Source organism: Pseudoalteromonas lipolytica, from assembly GCF_900116435.1.
GTDB classification, from domain to species: Bacteria; Pseudomonadota; Gammaproteobacteria; order Enterobacterales; family Alteromonadaceae; genus Pseudoalteromonas; species Pseudoalteromonas lipolytica.
Genome location: NZ_FPAZ01000004.1, coordinates 209,032 through 227,064 on the forward strand (window position 1 = coordinate 209,032; position 18,033 = coordinate 227,064).

General features: G+C 42.1%; 12 protein-coding genes. All 12 read left to right on the top strand.

The window, feature by feature from the left end:
* The first annotated feature begins 8 nt into the window (after positions 1–8).
* The 12 genes from malQ to BM378_RS05445 all read left to right on the top strand — a co-directional run bounded on the left by malQ (position 9) and on the right by BM378_RS05445 (position 17,966).
* A complete protein-coding gene (gene malQ / locus BM378_RS05390) occupies positions 9–1,985 on the top strand; it encodes a 4-alpha-glucanotransferase (protein ID WP_036972060.1) in 1,977 nt (658 codons plus the stop codon).
* Positions 1,986–4,223, top strand: coding sequence for a 1,4-alpha-glucan branching protein GlgB (glgB, locus tag BM378_RS05395; RefSeq protein WP_074988768.1), 2,238 nt, complete (start codon positions 1,986–1,988; stop codon positions 4,221–4,223).
* A complete protein-coding gene (gene glgX / locus BM378_RS05400; RefSeq protein ID WP_074988769.1) occupies positions 4,213–6,270 on the top strand; it encodes a glycogen debranching protein GlgX in 2,058 nt (685 codons plus the stop codon). Before glgB ends, glgX begins: the two co-directional genes overlap by 11 nt.
* Positions 6,263–8,785: a glycogen/starch/alpha-glucan phosphorylase gene (locus tag BM378_RS05405; RefSeq protein WP_074988770.1), complete on the top strand. Its 2,523-nt coding sequence runs from the start codon at positions 6,263–6,265 to the stop codon at positions 8,783–8,785. Before glgX ends, BM378_RS05405 begins: the two co-directional genes overlap by 8 nt.
* An 18-nt stretch (positions 8,786–8,803) precedes the next feature.
* Complete coding sequence (gene glgC, locus BM378_RS05410) at positions 8,804–10,105, top strand: glucose-1-phosphate adenylyltransferase (RefSeq protein ID WP_036972054.1); 1,302 nt, start codon at positions 8,804–8,806, stop codon at positions 10,103–10,105.
* Positions 10,106–10,179: 74 nt separating this feature from the next.
* Positions 10,180–11,718, top strand: a complete 1,539-nt coding sequence (locus tag BM378_RS05415) for a glycogen synthase (RefSeq protein ID WP_074988771.1) — start codon at positions 10,180–10,182, stop codon at positions 11,716–11,718.
* A gap of 91 nt (positions 11,719–11,809) precedes the next feature.
* Positions 11,810–13,024 (top strand): EAL and HDOD domain-containing protein, encoded by a 1,215-nt coding sequence (locus BM378_RS05420; RefSeq protein WP_036972050.1) that lies wholly within the window; start codon positions 11,810–11,812, stop codon positions 13,022–13,024.
* A gap of 7 nt (positions 13,025–13,031) precedes the next feature.
* Positions 13,032–14,114 carry a DUF418 domain-containing protein gene (locus tag BM378_RS05425; protein ID WP_083422878.1) on the top strand — a complete coding sequence of 361 codons (1,083 nt, stop codon included), beginning with the start codon at positions 13,032–13,034 and terminating at the stop codon, positions 14,112–14,114.
* Positions 14,115–14,153: 39 nt separating this feature from the next.
* Positions 14,154–15,242, top strand: coding sequence for an ABC transporter substrate-binding protein (locus BM378_RS05430; RefSeq protein WP_074988772.1), 1,089 nt, complete (start codon positions 14,154–14,156; stop codon positions 15,240–15,242).
* A 90-nt stretch (positions 15,243–15,332) separates the two neighbouring features.
* Positions 15,333–16,265 (top strand): 23S rRNA pseudouridine(2604) synthase RluF, encoded by a 933-nt coding sequence (rluF, locus tag BM378_RS05435; protein ID WP_074988773.1) that lies wholly within the window; start codon positions 15,333–15,335, stop codon positions 16,263–16,265.
* 222 nt (positions 16,266–16,487) lie between these two features.
* Positions 16,488–16,976: a CC0125/CC1285 family lipoprotein gene (locus BM378_RS05440; protein WP_065979031.1), complete on the top strand. Its 489-nt coding sequence runs from the start codon at positions 16,488–16,490 to the stop codon at positions 16,974–16,976.
* Between the two features lie 42 nt (positions 16,977–17,018).
* On the top strand, positions 17,019–17,966 hold the full coding sequence (locus BM378_RS05445; protein ID WP_065979032.1) for a hypothetical protein: 948 nt from the start codon (positions 17,019–17,021) through the stop codon (positions 17,964–17,966).
* Positions 17,967–18,033: the final 67 nt, after the last annotated feature.

The following is an 18,033-nucleotide window of genomic DNA, read 5'->3' on the forward strand; positions in this document are numbered from 1 at the left end:
GTGTATTAATGCAGTCACTTGCGCAGTTATTTTATCTGCATGGTATCGGTTACGAATATACAAAGTACACTGGCGAGCACGTCGTTTTTGATGAAAGTACGCGCCGCAGTGCACTCAGTTGTTGTGGTATCGATTGCACTGATACAGACACCATTAACCAGCTCAACTTTGCCCTGGATGCAGGAACGTGGTTAACGTTATTACCTAACGTTAGCCTTGTTGAGTCAGATGAGCCCTTTTTACGAGTGCGAGTTGATGAGCGTCTTTTATCACGCGGCTGTGAGTTACGCCTGCCATCGCTCGATATTGTTGTTAGTCGAGAGAACTTGCACGAATTGAGCGTGACAGGTGATTACCGTTTTAATGATATTCGTTACCTTGAAGTAGCGCTTCCCTTACCCGACATGCCCATAGGCTATCATGATGCTGTGATTACAGTGGCTGATCAAGAAGCACATTCTGAGCTGTGGATCATGCCAAAACAGTGCTTTACAGTGGATGATAAAAAGCGCTTGGGTGTGTCGATACAGCTATATAGCCTATTTAACGCGCACGGTTTAGGTATCGGCGATTTTGCAGATTTAGCGTCGCTAATGCGCGAAGCTGCGGCCAATGGTATGGATTATATTTTATTAAATCCATTGCATTTATTGTTTGAACACAGCCCTGAGCGAGCCAGTCCGTATAGCCCTAATAGTCGTGCGTTATTAAATCCGCTTTATATTGCATTGTCATTATGCGAAGACGCTAAAGATAATTTGGCACTCGAAAAGCTGCTTAATGAAAAACCGCAAGGCACCGATACATACATTGATTACACAAGTGTCAGTGATTTTAAATACCAATTATTTAGCTGTTTGTATCATCACTTTCGTGAGACAGCATCGGTTGAGCGTAAAGCACAATTCGAAGCATTTTGCCTAACTCACAAACACAGTTTAGCAACGCTGGTGGTGGGTGATAATGAATACGCTAGCTACTTGCAATGGCAAGCGCATTTACAGCTTAACCTATGCCAGCAAATAGCGAATGAATGTGGTATGGATATTGGTCTCATCAACGATTTAGCGGTGGGGTGTGCGGGTGACGGCAGTGAATACCGTAGCCAAGATGAGCTATTTTCTCATGGTGCAAATGTTGGCGCACCGCCAGACCCATGGGCTGAACAAGGACAAAACTGGGGCTTACCTGCACTCAACCCGCAAAAATTAAGTAAAGATAATTTTGCGTTTTATCGATCGCTTATTCGCGCCAATATGGAAGATGTGGGTGGGTTGCGAATAGACCATGTTATGGCTATTCGCAGGCTCTGGTGGTGTTTTGATAATCAAGGCCAACAGGATGGTTGCTATGTTTATTACCCTTTTGAGCATTTGTTAGCTATTTTAAAAATAGAGTCACACCTTAATCAATGCGTCGTTATAGGCGAAGATTTAGGGGTTGTGCCCACCGAAGTGCGTGATGCATTGAAAAGCAGTGCTATATATTCTAATGGCTTATTTTACTTTGAAAAAGATCACAATGGTGAGTTTTTAGCCAGTGAACATTTTGCTTCACATAGCTTACTGATGATTGCAAATCATGATGTCCCCCCCTTTAATGGCTGGTGGACAGGGCACGATATAACTGTTAAACAACAGTATAGCTTAGTTGATGAAGCGCAAAGCAACGCCTTGCTCGAAGCCAGAAAGATTGAAAAGCAACGTATGCTTAATTTCATCATGCGCGAAACTTCTCAGCAGCTGACCTTAGATACAGAGGCCTCTGTAGTATACCAAGCATTAGCATGTTGCCTTGCGGCAGCACCCGCTCGATTGTTTACCATTCAGATAGATGATTTAGATCAGCAAATTTTACCGGTGAATATTCCCGGAACGGATAAAGAATACCCCAACTGGCGGCGCTTATTGTCGCGCCCGACGCAGCAAATTATGCATTCGCAGCAGTCATTTTTAGCCAGTTTAATTTCTATAAGGAATCAATAAATGCGAAGTCGTGTTCGTCAAGAGCAAAGTGCACAACCACTGATTTATCAGTCGCAAATCGAGGCGTTGTCAGCAGGTTGTTTTAAAGATCCTTTTAGTTTCTTAGGACCGCATAAAATTAATGATAGCCGTTATGAAGTGCGCTGTTTTTTACCGGGTGCCACTATGGTATCTGTTGTTATGGGGTCGCAGCAGATTGCAGCTCAAAGGCAAGGGGAAAGTGATTTATTTGTAGCAACGATTGATTGCACATCAGTCCCTGAGTACCAGTTAGATGTGAGTTACGCCGACAAAGCGAGCCACAGACACTACGATGAATATAGTTTTGCGAGCACGCTCGATGAACAAGCAATGTATTTGTTTAATGAGGGCAGTTTAGAGCATGCTTATCGCCATTTGGGCGCGCATTTTACTACACAACAAGGTGTAGAGGGTGTGCGCTTTACCGTATGGGCGCCAAATGCTAGCAGCGTATCGGTTATTGGTGAATTTAACTTTTGGCAACGCCAGCGTCACTTTATGCGTTTTCACCCAGCAAGTGGCGTATGGGAGTTATTTATTGCAGGGCTCAAAGAAGATCAGTGTTATAAATTTGCAATAACTACTCTAATGGGTGAAGTGCTCGATAAAGCCGACCCGTTTGCATTTAAAATGCAGCAAGCACCGGGTACAGCATCGGTTTTACACGCTAGCAAAGCAACCGTAAAACTTGATGAGCACGCCCTTAAAAATCGTGCAAAGCGTAACAGTATTGAATCGCCTATTAGTATTTACGAAGTACATGCGGGCTCTTGGCAGCGCAGAGATGATAGTAGCCGGTATCTAACGTGGCGTGAATTAGCTGATAATTTGATTCCCTATACCAAAGCACTCGGGTTTACTCACTTACAGTTAATGCCAATTAGTGAATACCCGTTTGATGGTTCGTGGGGCTATCAGCCTGTTGGTTTATTTGCTGTGACAAGTCGTTACGGTAGTTTTGACGACTTTGTTTACTTTGTACAACAATGCCATGAGGCTAACTTAGGGATTATTCTTGATTGGGTCCCAGGGCACTTTCCAAGTGATCCCCATGGCTTACATCGCTTTGACGGCTCGCACTTATATGAACACGCCGATATACGGCAAGGATTCCACCCAGACTGGAATACATACATTTATAACTACGACCGTGCTGAAGTGCGCAGCTTTTTAATAGCCAATGCCATGTATTGGTTACACGAGTTTGGCATTGATGGCTTACGGGTTGATGCCGTGGCATCCATGCTTTACCTCGATTATAGCCGTGAAGAAGGGCAGTGGGTTGCGAACCAATATGGTGGGCGCGAAAACCTCGGAGCAATAGAATGTCTAAAGCAAGTTAATTTGCGCTGCTATGCTAATAACCCCGGCATAATGATGGTTGCTGAGGAATCGACAGCATGGCCAGGCGTAACCAGACACGTTGAGCATGATGGCTTAGGATTTGGCTATAAGTGGAACATGGGGTGGATGAACGACAGTTTGCACTACATGCAACGCGATCCTTTGTATCGTGCTCATCATCATCATGAAATGACATTTTCGATGGTGTATGCCTACAGCGAAAATTATGTCTTGCCATTAAGCCATGATGAAGTAGTGCACGGCAAAGGTTCCTTAATTGAAAAAATGCCGGGTGATGACTGGCAGAAATTTGCAAATTTACGCGCTTACTACGCCTTTATGTGGGCTCACCCAGGTAAAAAGTTGTTATTCATGGGAGCTGAGTTTGCCCAGCGTCGAGAATGGAATCATGATCAATCTCTTGACTGGCATTTACTGGAGCACACGAGTCATCGTGGTGTTCAAGAAACAATAAAAGCGCTCAATAAAGTGTATTGCAATACACCCGCACTTTACGAGCAAGATACAAGCCCCGCGGGGTTTGCGTGGCTCGATAGCAACAACTCAGCACAAAGCATTTTTAGCTTTATTCGTTATGCAAAACAAGCTGATGATTTTGTTGTGGTTGTGAGCAACTTAACCCCACAGGTTTACCATGATTACGTTATCGGGGTGCCAAAAGCAGGGCGTTATCAAGTGATCTTGAATACAGACAAACCCGAATTTTTTGGCTCAGGGGTTGAGGTAACAAGCGATCCTGAACAGATTATTTTAACTCAAAATATGCTCAATCATGGGTTTACACAGAGCGTGGTCGTGTCATTACCAGGCCTTGCAACTGTGTACCTTAAGAAGGTGAGCGATGAGTCATAGTGTTGCACTTGAAACAGGGGTAACGATGCCGTTAGGCGCCTCGGTGCAGGGGGATGGGGTTAACTTTGCCGTCTATGCACCCCAGGCACACAGCCTATCTTTATGCTTATTTGACAGCAGCGGTCATTCAGAAATTCTCACACTGCCCATGCGAATGAATGAAGGGGGAGTGTGGACATTACGTGTTAGTCCTTTAAAAGCTGGTGCGTTGTATGGCTTTCGAGCTGATGGTGACTATTCACCTCAAAAAGGGTTATTTTTTAATCCTCATAAGTTATTGCTCGACCCTTATGCACGCGACATTTATGGCGAGTTTACGTGGAGCGAGCGCCACTACGGGCAGATGCCGGTTGGCACATTAAGCACTGTGAACAACGCGATAGATATGCCTAAATCACGCGTTAGAGAGCTTGCGCTTTACAAGGGCACTAAGCCACAGCACAGTTGGGGAAAAACCGTCATTTATGAGTGTCATGTAAAAGGCGCGACCTGTCGCCACCCTGATATACCGAAAGCGTTGCAAGGCAAATTTTTAGGCTTAAGCCACCCTCGTTTTATTGAACACTTGCGGACTTTAGGTATCACGTGTTTAGAACTTTTACCTATTCATGCGTTTATTAGTGAGCAATTTTTAACGGCTAAAGGGCTGCAAAATTATTGGGGCTACAACACGCTTAATTTTTTTATCCCACATAAAGACTACTTGGTCGACGATGATATTAGCGAGTTTCAAGAGATGGTCGCTGAGCTGCACAAAGCTGATATCGAAGTCATTCTAGATGTCGTCTATAACCACACCGCAGAGGCTGGCACTGATGGGCCGCTATTATCTCTACGTGGGTTAGATAATCTGGGTTACTACCGAACGGTTGCCGATAAGCCACAGTACTATATAAATGATACGGGCTGCGGAAATACGCTTAATATCGATTCACCACGTGCTTTGCAATTGGTGCTTGATAGCCTGCGTTATTGGGTAGAAGTAATGGGGGTTGATGGTTTTCGTTTTGATCTGGCCACCATACTTGGGCGCAATCCAAATGGCTTTAATCATGCGCATGCTTTTATGCAAGCTGTTAATCAAGACCCTGTTTTAAATAAAGTTAAATTAATAGCAGAGCCTTGGGATATAGGCCCAGGTGGTTATCAGCTCGGGGCATTTCCAGCGCCTTGGCGCGAATGGAACGACAAATACCGCGACACCGTAAGACGTTTTTGGAAGCAAGAACAAGGTGTAATAGGGGAACTTGCTAAGCGTTTACATGGCTCGTTTGATTTGTTTGAACATAACCTGCGTGGACCCCTTAATAGTATTAACTTTATCACCAGCCATGATGGATTTACCTTGGCAGATTTAGTGAGTTATGAACAAAAACACAATGAAGCGAATGGCGAGCAAAATCGCGATGGACACAGTGCGAATCATTCCTTTAATTGTGGTGTAGAGGGGTATACCAGCGACCAAGCTATAAGCAAATTACGCTTGCAACAGCAAAAAAATATGCTGCTGACTTTGTTACTTTCCAAAGGGGTGCCTATGCTTTCTTTAGGAAGCGAAATGGCGCACTCGCAAGGCGGTAATAATAACGCTTATTGTCAGAATAATCGTACTAGTTGGCTTGCATGGAAAGAATCGCAATTTAACCATCCACTGACCCGATTTATTGATGATGTGCTTAGATTACGCAAGCAATTTAGCATTTTTCAGCACCCCTTCTTTGTGCATGACGGTGACCCTCGTTATGCCGTTGCGTGGTTTACAGAATCAGGCACCGATATGCAACAAGATGACTGGCATCAGAGCGACCGTCAATTTTTAATGTATAGCCTGACTGATAAGCACACGAAACAAGCTTTACTGATTATTTTAAATGCTGGCTCCTTGCCTATCACTTGCCAATTACCGCGCTTATCAAGCGGTCAATGGTCTTTGGCACTTACCAGTATTCATTCGGTTTCGACAGCGAATGTTGACACCGAACAACAGATTGCTGCGATGAGCAGCTGGGTTTTTACCGCCGATTCAGAGGACTTAAGTCATGACTAAAAAAGGTGAACAAGCATGTGTTGTAAAAGGATGGCAAGATGCGCCTATTATTGATAAAAGCACCTTAGAGGATGACCTATCACGCCATTTTTATTACACCTTAGGGCGTGACAAAGTGGGTAAGTCACAACTGTATTTATACCATGCACTGGCGTTAACTATTCGCGACAGGCTCGTGGCGCGATGCCGTGACACAAAACAGCAAATACATGAACAAAAACGCCGCAAAACTGCTTACTTATCGCTGGAGTTTTTGATGGGGCGTGCACTGGGTAATGCGATTTTAAATCTTGACCTTGATGAGCAGGTAGCAAAGGCATTGCAACAGTATTGTACTGAGCTTGAAAGTGTTGCCGAAGCTGAACATGATGCAGGGCTTGGGAATGGTGGTTTAGGTCGCTTAGCTGCGTGTTTTTTAGATAGTTGTGCCAGCCTTGCGCTACCTGTTATTGGTTATGGCATTCGTTATGAATATGGCATGTTTAATCAAGCGATAGAAAATGGTCACCAAATTGAACAGCCCGATAACTGGTTACGCGAAGGCCACCCATGGGAGTTAAGCGCACCAGAGCAGTCTAAGCGAATCAAATTTTTTGGTCATGTAGAAAGTTACACCGACAAGCAAGGGCGTGTGCTTCGTCAATGGCTCGATACCCAAGATGTCTTGGCGGTGCCATATGATGTGCCGATCCCAGGCTACAAAAACGATATTGTAAACACGTTACGGTTATGGAAGTCAGAGGCAACCGATGAGTTTGACTTGAGTGAGTTTAATGCGGGCAGCTACTCAGAAGCGGTGGCGCGTAAAAATCTCGCTGAACAAATCACCATGGTGCTTTACCCCAACGACAGTAGCGAAAATGGCAAAGAGTTGCGTTTACGTCAGCAGTATTTTTTATCGTCTGCCAGTATTCAAGATGTGGTTGATATTTGGGTAAACAAGTCAGGTGAAAACTTTGATGAGTTTGCTGACTACCATGTTTTTCAACTCAATGACACTCACCCCAGTATTGCGGTTGCAGAATTAATGCGCGTGTTAATCGATGACTATGAACTTGATTGGGATAAAGCGTGGCACATTACGACAAAAACCATGGCGTATACCAACCATACCTTGTTACCAGAAGCCTTAGAAAAATGGTCAGTGTCATTATTTTCGCGCTTATTGCCGCGCATTTTAGAAATAATTTACGAAATTAATGCCCGTTTCCTCGCCGACGTCGCACAAGCATGGCCGGGAGATGTGGCTAAACAGCGCGTCCTTTCTCTGATTGAAGAGGGCCCAGAGCCACAAATTCGCATGGCGTACCTTGCGATTGTCGGCAGTTATTCTGTCAATGGTGTTGCGGCGCTTCATACTGAACTATTAAAAGCCGGTTTATTTAATGACTTTTATCAATTATGGCCGGAAAAATTCAACAACAAAACCAATGGTGTTACGCCGCGTCGGTGGCTTGCCCACTGTAATCCAGAACTGACTAAGTTACTGAACAGCAAAATTGGCGATGAATGGGTGGCTGACTTTAGCAAAATTGGCCAATTGCGCCGATATTACGACGATACCGAATTTCATACACAGTGGCAGGATGTTAAATATGCCAACAAACAACGTCTTGTTGAGCTTGTAAAAAGCCGATGTGGTGTTGAGTTTGACGCCACGATGATGTTCGACGTGCAAGTTAAACGCATTCATGAGTACAAGCGCCAATTACTTAATGTTTTGCATATTATTCATTTATACGACCGGATTCGTCAGGGCGATACAGAAAACTGTGTGCCACGTTGTGTACTCCTCGGGGGGAAAGCTGCGCCAGGTTATTACATGGCGAAGAAAATTATTAAGTTAATTAATAATGTGGCTGAAGTCATTAATAAAGACCCCCTTGCAAAGCCATATTTACGGGTTGCATTTTTACCTAATTACAACGTCACCGCGATGGAAACGATTTGTCCTGCAACCGATTTATCTGAGCAAATATCAACAGCCGGTAAAGAAGCATCGGGCACTGGTAACATGAAGTTTATGATGAATGGCGCGTTGACGATAGGGACATTAGATGGTGCAAATATTGAAATCCGTGATGCTGTAGGTGCTGATAATTTCTTCTTGTTTGGCGCACGAGCAGAGCAAGTTGACGATATAAAAGCGCACTATAATCCGGAGCAAGTTATTTATCAGACCGAAAGCTTATACAAAGTAATGCAACTCTTAGAAAGCGGTCATTTTAATTTATTTGAACCAAACTTATTCGACGACATTATTGCTGCGATAAAGAGTCCGCACGATCCATGGCTTGTAGCCCATGATTTTGCCAGCTTTGTTCAAGCGCAAGAACAAGTTGAACAAGCCTATTTAGACAGCGCACACTGGACCAGAATGAGTATCTTGAATACTGCTGCCAGTGGCATGTTTTCAAGCGACAGAACCATTGGTCAATACAGCGATGATATTTGGCATTTGGAACCACTTTTAGACACGAGCGCACAGCAACACACACAGAAAAAAAGCAGCTAACTTAAGACGGAGAGAGTTATGCCAAGTTATGCAAATCGATATATAAGTAGTTTAACAAGAGAAACGTATGCCCTTATTTTAGCAGGGGGGCGAGGTTCACGTTTACACGAATTAACAGATTGGCGAGCTAAACCGGCGGTGTATTTTGGTGGTAAACACCGGATCATCGACTTTCCGCTGTCGAACTGCATTAACTCGGGCATTCGTCGTGTTGGCATTGCTACACAATATAAATCGCATTCACTGATCCGCCACGTTAATCGTGCATGGGGTCACTTTAAGAAAGAGCTGGGTGAGTCGGTTGAAATCCTGCCAGCGTCACAGCGTTATGGTGATGAATGGTATTGTGGTACAGCTGATGCTGTGTTTCAAAATATGGATATTATTCGTCATGAGCTGCCAAAATACGTCATGATATTATCGGGCGACCATGTATATCGGATGGATTACGGTGGTTTACTCGCAAAGCATGTTGAAAATGGTGCAGACATGACCGTATGTTGTATCGAGGTACCGTGTGAAGAGGCCGCGAATACCTTTGGTGTCATGACTGTGGATGAAAGTAAGCGCGTTCGCCGGTTTGATGAAAAACCTGCGTCGCCAACCTCAGTCCCCGGCAAACCTGGCACATGCCTCGCTTCAATGGGTAACTATATTTTTAATACTGAGTTTTTATTTGAGCAACTGAAAAAAGACGCCGAAACAGAGGGATCTGGCCGTGACTTTGGTCATGATATCATTCCAGCCATTATTGAAGAGCATAACGTTTTTGCGTATCCGTTTAGAGACCCAGGCTATGATGGACAACCTTATTGGCGTGATGTAGGAACACTTGATTCGTTCTGGGAAGCGAACATGGAGCTGGTTATGCCAGAACCGCAGCTAGATTTATACGACCCTAGCTGGCCTATTTGGACTTACCAAGAGCAACTTCCACCGGCTAAATTTATTTTTGATAATGATGACAGACGAGGTATGGCGGTCGATTCAACAGTGTCTGGCGGGTGTATTATCTCGGGGTCTTTGGTGAGAAAATCGCTATTGTTCTCTAATGTACATGTCCATTCTTATTGTCAAATAGAAGAGTCAGTTATATTACCAGGGGCTAAAATTCAACGTAATTGTCGTATAAAACGCGCGATTATTGATCGTAGCTGCGAGATACCCGCAGGCCTTGAAATAGGCTATGATCATAAAGTTGATAAAGAAAATGGTTTTAGAGTCTCGAAAAAAGGGATTGTCTTAGTGACGCGTGATATGTTGAATGAACTGGCAAAAAAGTTAAAACAACAAGAGCAAGATAACAAACGCCTTGCTTAAATATGGGTGGGGTGGAAAGTACTAATATCACCCCCCAGCATAAAAAATAGAAGTAAAAAGGAGTACGGCAAAGCATGCATGTATTGATGGTTGCTGCAGAGAATGATGCATTACCGAATGCAAAAGTAGGTGGTGTTGCCGATGTCGTAAGAGATTGTCCTAAAGCCCTTGTTGAAAAGGGGCTGACAGTTGATGTGGTGATCCCCGATTATGGTTTTCACGATTTAGACCGTCATAGCCTAGGTGTGGTCAATGTGGCGTTTGCCGGACACATGCAACAACTCGAAGTGTGGCAACTTGCTCACTCTCAGAAAGGGGTTAGACAGCTGGTTATTTCTCATTGGGAATTTAGCCGTCACCATGGCGCTGTTTATTGTAATGACGAGGCAGGTCGCCCATTTGCAACCGATGCCAGTAAATTTGCCTTATTTAATGCCGCTGTGTGCGAAGCCTTATTACAAGGACTCATTTGTAAGCCTGATGTTATTCATTTACATGATTGGCATAGTGCGTGTGTTGCGTTGTTACTTAAAACAGATAGTCGCTATAACGATTTCTCCACCTTATTTTTAGCTTACACCGTACATAACCTTGCTCTGCAAGGGATCCGTCCTTTTAAAGGGGATACTTCGAGTTTAGAAGCGTGGTTTCCAAGCCTGGGTTATGACGGCCAAAAGTTATGCGATCCACGTTACCCTGACTGTTTCAACCCAATGCGCACAGCGATTAACTTGGTTGATAAAATACATTTAGTATCACCCACATATTGTCAAGAGGTGCTAAAACCAAGCGATCCTGTTAATGGCTTTTTTGGCGGAGAAGGGCTCGAGCTTGATTTACAAGCTGCATATCAGCAAGGCCGTGTAGTAGGCATTCTAAACGGGTGTGAGTATCCAGGTGATGAACTATCCGATGTCAGTTTTGCTCATTTATATCAGCACGCTGAGTCGGCACTTTTTCAGTGGATGGCAAAAACGTCTGAGCTTGACTCAGCGCATTATATAGCACATCAGCGTGTGCTTAAGTTTAAAACACAGCCTTTCTCTGGCCCTTTAGTGACGAGTGTTGGGCGATTAACAGATCAAAAAGTGCTTCTGCTTTGTCAGCCGTATGATAAAGCATTAGTGCTAGATGAATTATGCCAGCGTTTAAAGCAACATGATGGGTATATGATTATTCTTGGCTCAGGTGATACTGAACTTGAAAAAGTGATGACCACAGTCATGGCCCGACAAGATAACTTATTATTTTTGAAAGGATACGCTCATTTTGTTGGCGAGTACTTGTATCATTTAGGCGATCTGTTTTTAATGCCCAGTTCATTTGAACCCTGTGGTATTAGTCAAATGCTCGCCATGCGCGCAGGTCAACCGTGTCTAGTGCATGGTGTCGGTGGACTTCGTGATACTGTGCAGCACCTTGAAACGGGATTTAGTTTTAATGGTGAGAGTTTAACCGCTCAAAGTTACGAACTTATTACTGGTTTTACTGAAGCGCTTGCGCTAAAAAATGCAGATCCTAAAAAGTGGCAAGGAATTTGTGAACAGGCTAAAAATGCGCGTTTCTCGTGGCAATCAGTCGCAGATGGTTATTTATCGTACTTATATCAATAAAAACACCCTGATTCATGGCAATTAAGTGACTTTTATGTCAATTTCCGCTATTAATTACTTAGTGTTATATAAATGATAAAAAGTAGGTAAAGTGGCTGTATTTGTTGCTAGACAAGCGGTCTTTAATCGTCGTCAACAAGTTGTCGCCTATGAGCTACTATTTCGCGATAGTGAAAAAAACAGTTTTCCAAACGTGTCAGAAAGCACCGCAACGGCACGTCTCATTATGGAAAATCAGCTCAATTTAGGTACCCGCCATATCACGTCGGGCAAAAAAGCATTAATTAATATAGGTCCAGAGTCTTTAAAACTGGATCTATGTGCTTTTTTGCCAACGAAAGATGTCGTTATCGAGCTGCTAGAAACGATGGAGCCTACCGATGAAAACTATGCGTTTTGTCGTGAGTTATTTCATAACAATTATAAACTTGCCTTAGATGACTTCGTGTACCAGCCCGAGTGGGACCGCTTTTTAAAGCTTGTTCGACTTATCAAGTTTGATGTAAAACAAACCCCATTTGAAGAAATTCTACCCGTAGTTAAAAAATTAAAAAAACACAAAAAAATAAAGTTATTAGCAGAAAAGCTCGAGACGGCAGATGATTTTGAAAAAGCCTACGAAATGGGGTTTGACTTTTTTCAAGGCTATTTCTTTGCCAAACCAACCATGATCCAACAGCGTGATATTGATTATAACTACGCATTGGTTTTATCAATTTATGCTGAAGTCATGCGTCCAGACCCCGATATTAGCGAAATAGCGGGGTTATTCTCGCTAGATACTGCTTTAGCTTATAAGCTCTTACGCTTAATAAACAGTGGTGTATTCCCTATAAAAAGTAAAATAGGTTCGTTAAAACAAGCGCTTGTTTATCTTGGTCATGAACGACTGAAAAAGTTTGTTAGCTTAATTATTACTGCACATAGCGCACAAACTAAACCTGCCGAGCTCACGCGGCTTTGTGTTGTAAGAGCTCGATTTTGTGAGCTAATAGCACAGCGTGTGGCTAAGCAGCAAACCGGAGAAGCGTTTTTAACAGGGTTGTTTTCATTACTCGATGCTATTCTAGACCAACCAATGGAAAAGTTGCTTGAACGTTTACCATTTCCAGATGAAATACACAGTGCATTAATGCAAGAAAAGAACATTCTTTATTATATTCTCGAAACAGTTAAAGCCTACGAAACTGGAAGCTGGTGGGCATTAGAACAAGCAGTGGCTTTTTTAACAATAGAAAGCGCAGACCTTCCCAAAATATATGAAAATGCTGTAAATTGGAGCGATAGCTGCAGACAAAATTTATAAGTGATATATGCGCAATATTAATATGGATGTGTTAAGAGGGATTGCGGTACTGGGTTTAATGTTCATGAATGCCTATTACTTTGGTGTTTTTGAGTATGGCTATGTAACAAGTGCAACACCTTCTGTGGCGGATAAGTTTATAAATATTATTAACTTAGTCTTTATTGATGGCCGGTTTCGAACCCTCTTTTGTTTATTGTTTGGCGCAGCACTTACAATTCAATTACAGCGCTGGCAAAGCATAGATGCATTGCATAAGCGTTTAAAAGTATTAGCGTTTATAGGGTTGGCCCATGGGTTTTTACTTTGGGCGGGTGATATTTTATTCATTTATGCATGTGCAGGGTGGTTGGCACTCAAGTTCAGCCATGAGCCGAATGATAAAATAGTAAGAATGGGCATGCTATTTCTGCTACTCGGTGCACTCCCCTCTTTTTTATTGGCATTTATTGAACCTGAACTGCTACCTGTTACGCGTGACTCTGCGGCTTTTTTAGAGGCATACAATGCGGCATTTTCATCCTATTTAGCGGGCTTTATGAGTAATATGTTGATGTTTATCATCATGATTATAGCTGTTCCGCTTATTACGCTGTGGATGGCTGGCGGGCTCATGCTGATTGGGATGTATTTGTATAAACAAAAGATCTTCGAAAATGGCCTTACTAGAGAACAGTTAAACTTTATTGTGCCTGCAGCGCTGGGCTTTACCGTTTTACGATTAGCGGTTGAACCAAATACACATGTACTTATGGTCGCATTGGCTGAGCCTTTCTCTTGGTTTGCAGCACTTGCGATGGCAACGTTGTATATTCATATACTCGTAAAATACGTTAAGAATAACCCCGAAAAGTGTTTAGTATTACAACAAGCAGGGCGTATGTCTTTAACCCTTTACTTAATGCAAACCGTGATATTTTTAGTGTGTTTTAAAGTCATGTTCCCTGAGTGGGTGTTGAGCTTTGATCGCATTAATTATTGGCTTCTTATTGCGGGTGTGGTTGTCTTTCAGCTGGTATTTTGCAAAGTATATACTCAACTGTTTCGATACGGTCCGTGTGAGACCGTGTGGCGAAAACTGTCACGATAATTACCCGTATACTATACTTTTAAAAAATAACGTGCTGGAATGAACATGCGGGTTATATTGAGTGTTTTAATACTGCTTTGCTCTTTACCACTTTTTGCTGTAGAGCAATTTTCGGTGCTATTTGTAAATCCCTCGGTAAAAGCGGAGCCTTTTTGGCAAAAAGTCACAGCAGTAATGCAAGCTGCGGCAACACACAGTAACGTCAGGCTTGATATTATTTACGGTGGTTGCAATCGGCATATTCAGCTAGAAGAGCTCAGACACTATCTTAAATACAACGCCACTCCCGACTATGTCGTACTGATTAATTACCCTGGGGGAGCAGAGCAATCAATGAACTTACTTGAAAGTCACAAGATAAAGTTCATCACATTAGAAGAAACCATCCTCGGCGCAGAGCGTCAGCAAATTGGTAAACCCTCAGAGCATTTTAAATATTGGCTCGCAGAGGTTTATCACGATAATTTTGAAGCGGGTATACAATTAGGAAAAGCATTGTTTGATAATGCTAAACAAGCAAAACAAGAACCCAAATTTGTGGCCATTAACGGTCACTATGGGACTGAATCAGATACTCGCAGTAATGGTTTAAGTCACTATTTACGAACCCAACATGTCGAGCTTGAGCAAGTTGTTTATGCAAATTGGAATAAAACCGAAGCCACTGAAAAAGTGCGCCGTCTATTGCATCGTTACCCACAAACGAATGTTATTTGGTGTGCATCGGATTTAATGGCACTGGGCGCACTTGATGCAGTTAAAGAAAAGTCAGGAAAACGCTATTTTATCGGCGGCATAGACTGGCTTGATGACAACTTAAGGTTAATTGAACAAGGGCGCTTAACAGCCAGTGTAGGTGGGCACTTTATGATGGGGGCGTGGGCGTTAATTAGTTTGGTCGATCATCACAATGGTCATCCATATTTGCAAACTCATCATGAAATTAAATTTAAATTAGGCGTGATCACGAACCAAAATGTGACAAGTTACCATTGGCTTAGTGATATCACGGACTGGTCAGTTATTCCATTCGATGCTTTTTTGCTGCGCAATACTCGCAATGCAGAGTATCGGTTTGATTTTGACACATTGCAGACGTTGCTCACCGAAAAACCTGCACTGCATTAAAGCGAGCCGTTAAACGAAGATTAATCTGCCTAGCGTGCTATAGGGTTCTGGTATAAACTAGCGGCTTTAAAATTAAGACAGAAGTGTGCCATGACAGAGTTAAAACGATTAAATAAATTTATCAGTGAAACAGGGTTTTGTTCGCGCAGAGAGGCTGATAAATATATTGAGGAAGGTCGTGTTACTGTTAATGGTAATTTGCCAGAAATGGGTGTTAAAGTCAGTGATGCTGATGAAGTACTTGTTGATGGTAAACCACTCAAAGCCAAACCGAAACGTGTTTATATTGCATATAATAAACCCGTTGGTATTACCTGTACCACTGAGCGAAAAATTCAAAGTAACATCGTAAAAGCGGTTAATTATCCTGAGCGTATTTTCCCAATTGGTCGATTAGACCGCCCATCTGAAGGCTTAATCTTTTTGACCAATGAAGGCGATATCGTTAATAAGATTTTACGAGCGGGCAATAACCACGAAAAAGAATATGTAGTCACTGTCGATAAGCCACTTAATCGTCAGTTTGTAAACAAAATGGCAAATGGTATTCCAATTTTAGATACCGTGACGAAAAAGTGCAAAGTGAAACAAACTGGCCCACAGCAGTTTACTATTGTGTTAACGCAAGGGCTAAATCGTCAAATTCGCCGTATGTGTGAATACCTCGGCTACGAAGTGGTCACGCTTAAACGTACACGTATTATGAATGTGACGTTAAAAGGCTTAAAAGTGGGGCAATGGCGCCATTTAACTGAGCAAGAGATGGCTGAAATTAATAACTCAATTGCAGACTCGGGTAAAACAGAGGAACGTTCAATTGACGATAATAAACAGCCAACTAAGCCAAGAACGCCTCAACCACGTTCAGAAGGCGAGAAAAAACGCGACTTTTCTAGCTATGTTAAAAAAGGCCGCACAGACTCAAAACCAGGCTTGAATAAAGCGAATCAAGGTAAACCTAGGTCAAACCAAATAAAGCGAAGTAGCACAAAACGCACTGGCACATTGAGCTTGAAAAAGTAAACGCTATAACGGCGTTTTGCTCAATTTTATCTTCAACTATTATGTGTTGTTGGTGCTCGCTTCACCAACAACACTGTACTTATCGCTTAACCCCCAATTTTGTACCTTATATTGCTTTTCATATAAATTAAAGTTATTATTATCAATAAGTTATATTATTTAGGGTCGATGTAACTTACGTTTTATGTTATGTGAACGTGAGTTTTGAAGGGAGAGTGTTGAATGCTTAAAACATTATTTAAACTGGGTGTTTTAATAAGTACTTTATTTGTGATGGGATGCGCTGCTATTTCATATCAACCTCGGGGTATTCGCGGAGGGTACAGTGAGGAACAATTGGGTGAAAACAGTTACAGAGTGACCTATTACGGCAATGGCAATGTAAGTGCAGAGCAAGCGATGGATTTTGCACTATTACGAGCCAGTATTTTATTGAGTGAGCAGCACCATCAAGTAATTATCAATGAGTTATCAGTAGTAATAGATAATGTCAGTATCGGAAGTGGTCTTTATGCACAGAAACCGACGGCACGGTTAAATGTATCAAGCACTTCAGCTGCTGAATCACAAAAACTGGTGGGGTGTGAGTTATTAAGAGCTTCTACAGTTACCTCTCTATCAGATACCTCGTTTTTAATTGATGTTAATGCGTGTATTAACACGATAAAAACTAAATACTCGCTAACGGAAGAGCAGTTAGCTCAGCCTTAAAAATGGCTAAAGTTATTACTCTAAATATGGATTCTTACAGTTATGAATAAAAATTTAGAAAAATTTTTACGGAAGCGTAAGAAAGCGATCAAAAATCCAGAAAAGTATAGAAAGGTTTATGTAAATAATATTGAGAAGCTTGACTTTTATATTAAGCATGGAAAAACCGAAAGCGGTGTTCCTAGCAATGAAAAATTACCATTTTTTAACTGGGAGGTATTAAATACAGAACTGTTAATTCCATGTGATTATTATGAGATGGATGCACAAGCTAGTTTTTTGGATGATAATTTACTTGATTTAGGTAAATTAAATATATGTTTAAGTTATGGATATTACATGCTTACAATACAAAGCTATAAGTTCAAGCGCTTTAGATATCGCTTTAGTCGTGAACCTTTAAGGTTGGTATCACCAACATCTGTATTTCAGCTAAGTATTGCAGTGATATTGCATAATAATGAATATGCTTGCCAAATTTATACGTTATTTCAAGCTGGTTACATGAAGCATTGGGTTAATAGATCAAAAAGTCACATTGGTGATTTTATTATCTTGCTGTTTGATAAGGTAAAAGGTGGCAATACCCTAAAACCGATCGTAGATGACTTTGCTTACCAAGCTCTTTTAGATAACTGGGATAGCACTGACTTGACTGAAGTTACCGCTTTTCTAAATCAGTTATGTGATGATCAAGTTACTCAGGTTGCATCGCCACCAAGTAAGATGTTTTTTGAGTTCGACAATATGAACTGGCAATTTACACCTTATGCTGCACTTATGCTGTTAACGCTAAGAGCACAACATGGCCTTGAGAATCCTGATTTTGAGCATCCTGGGTTTGGTAATCTTACTTCTTTGCTATTAACGCAGCCCGTAGCCCCTCAAAAAGATGACGTGCTTGAACAGCTCGTTGCTAAATTACATGAGCAAGGCTTTGGTGAATTACCTCAACACCGTGAATCTTTGGGAACTGTTGTCAGAAGCTAGTAAACTAGAAAAAGTATCGTGTAGATAAAAGCAATCTACCTGATTTACATGGGTAGATTGCGTATCG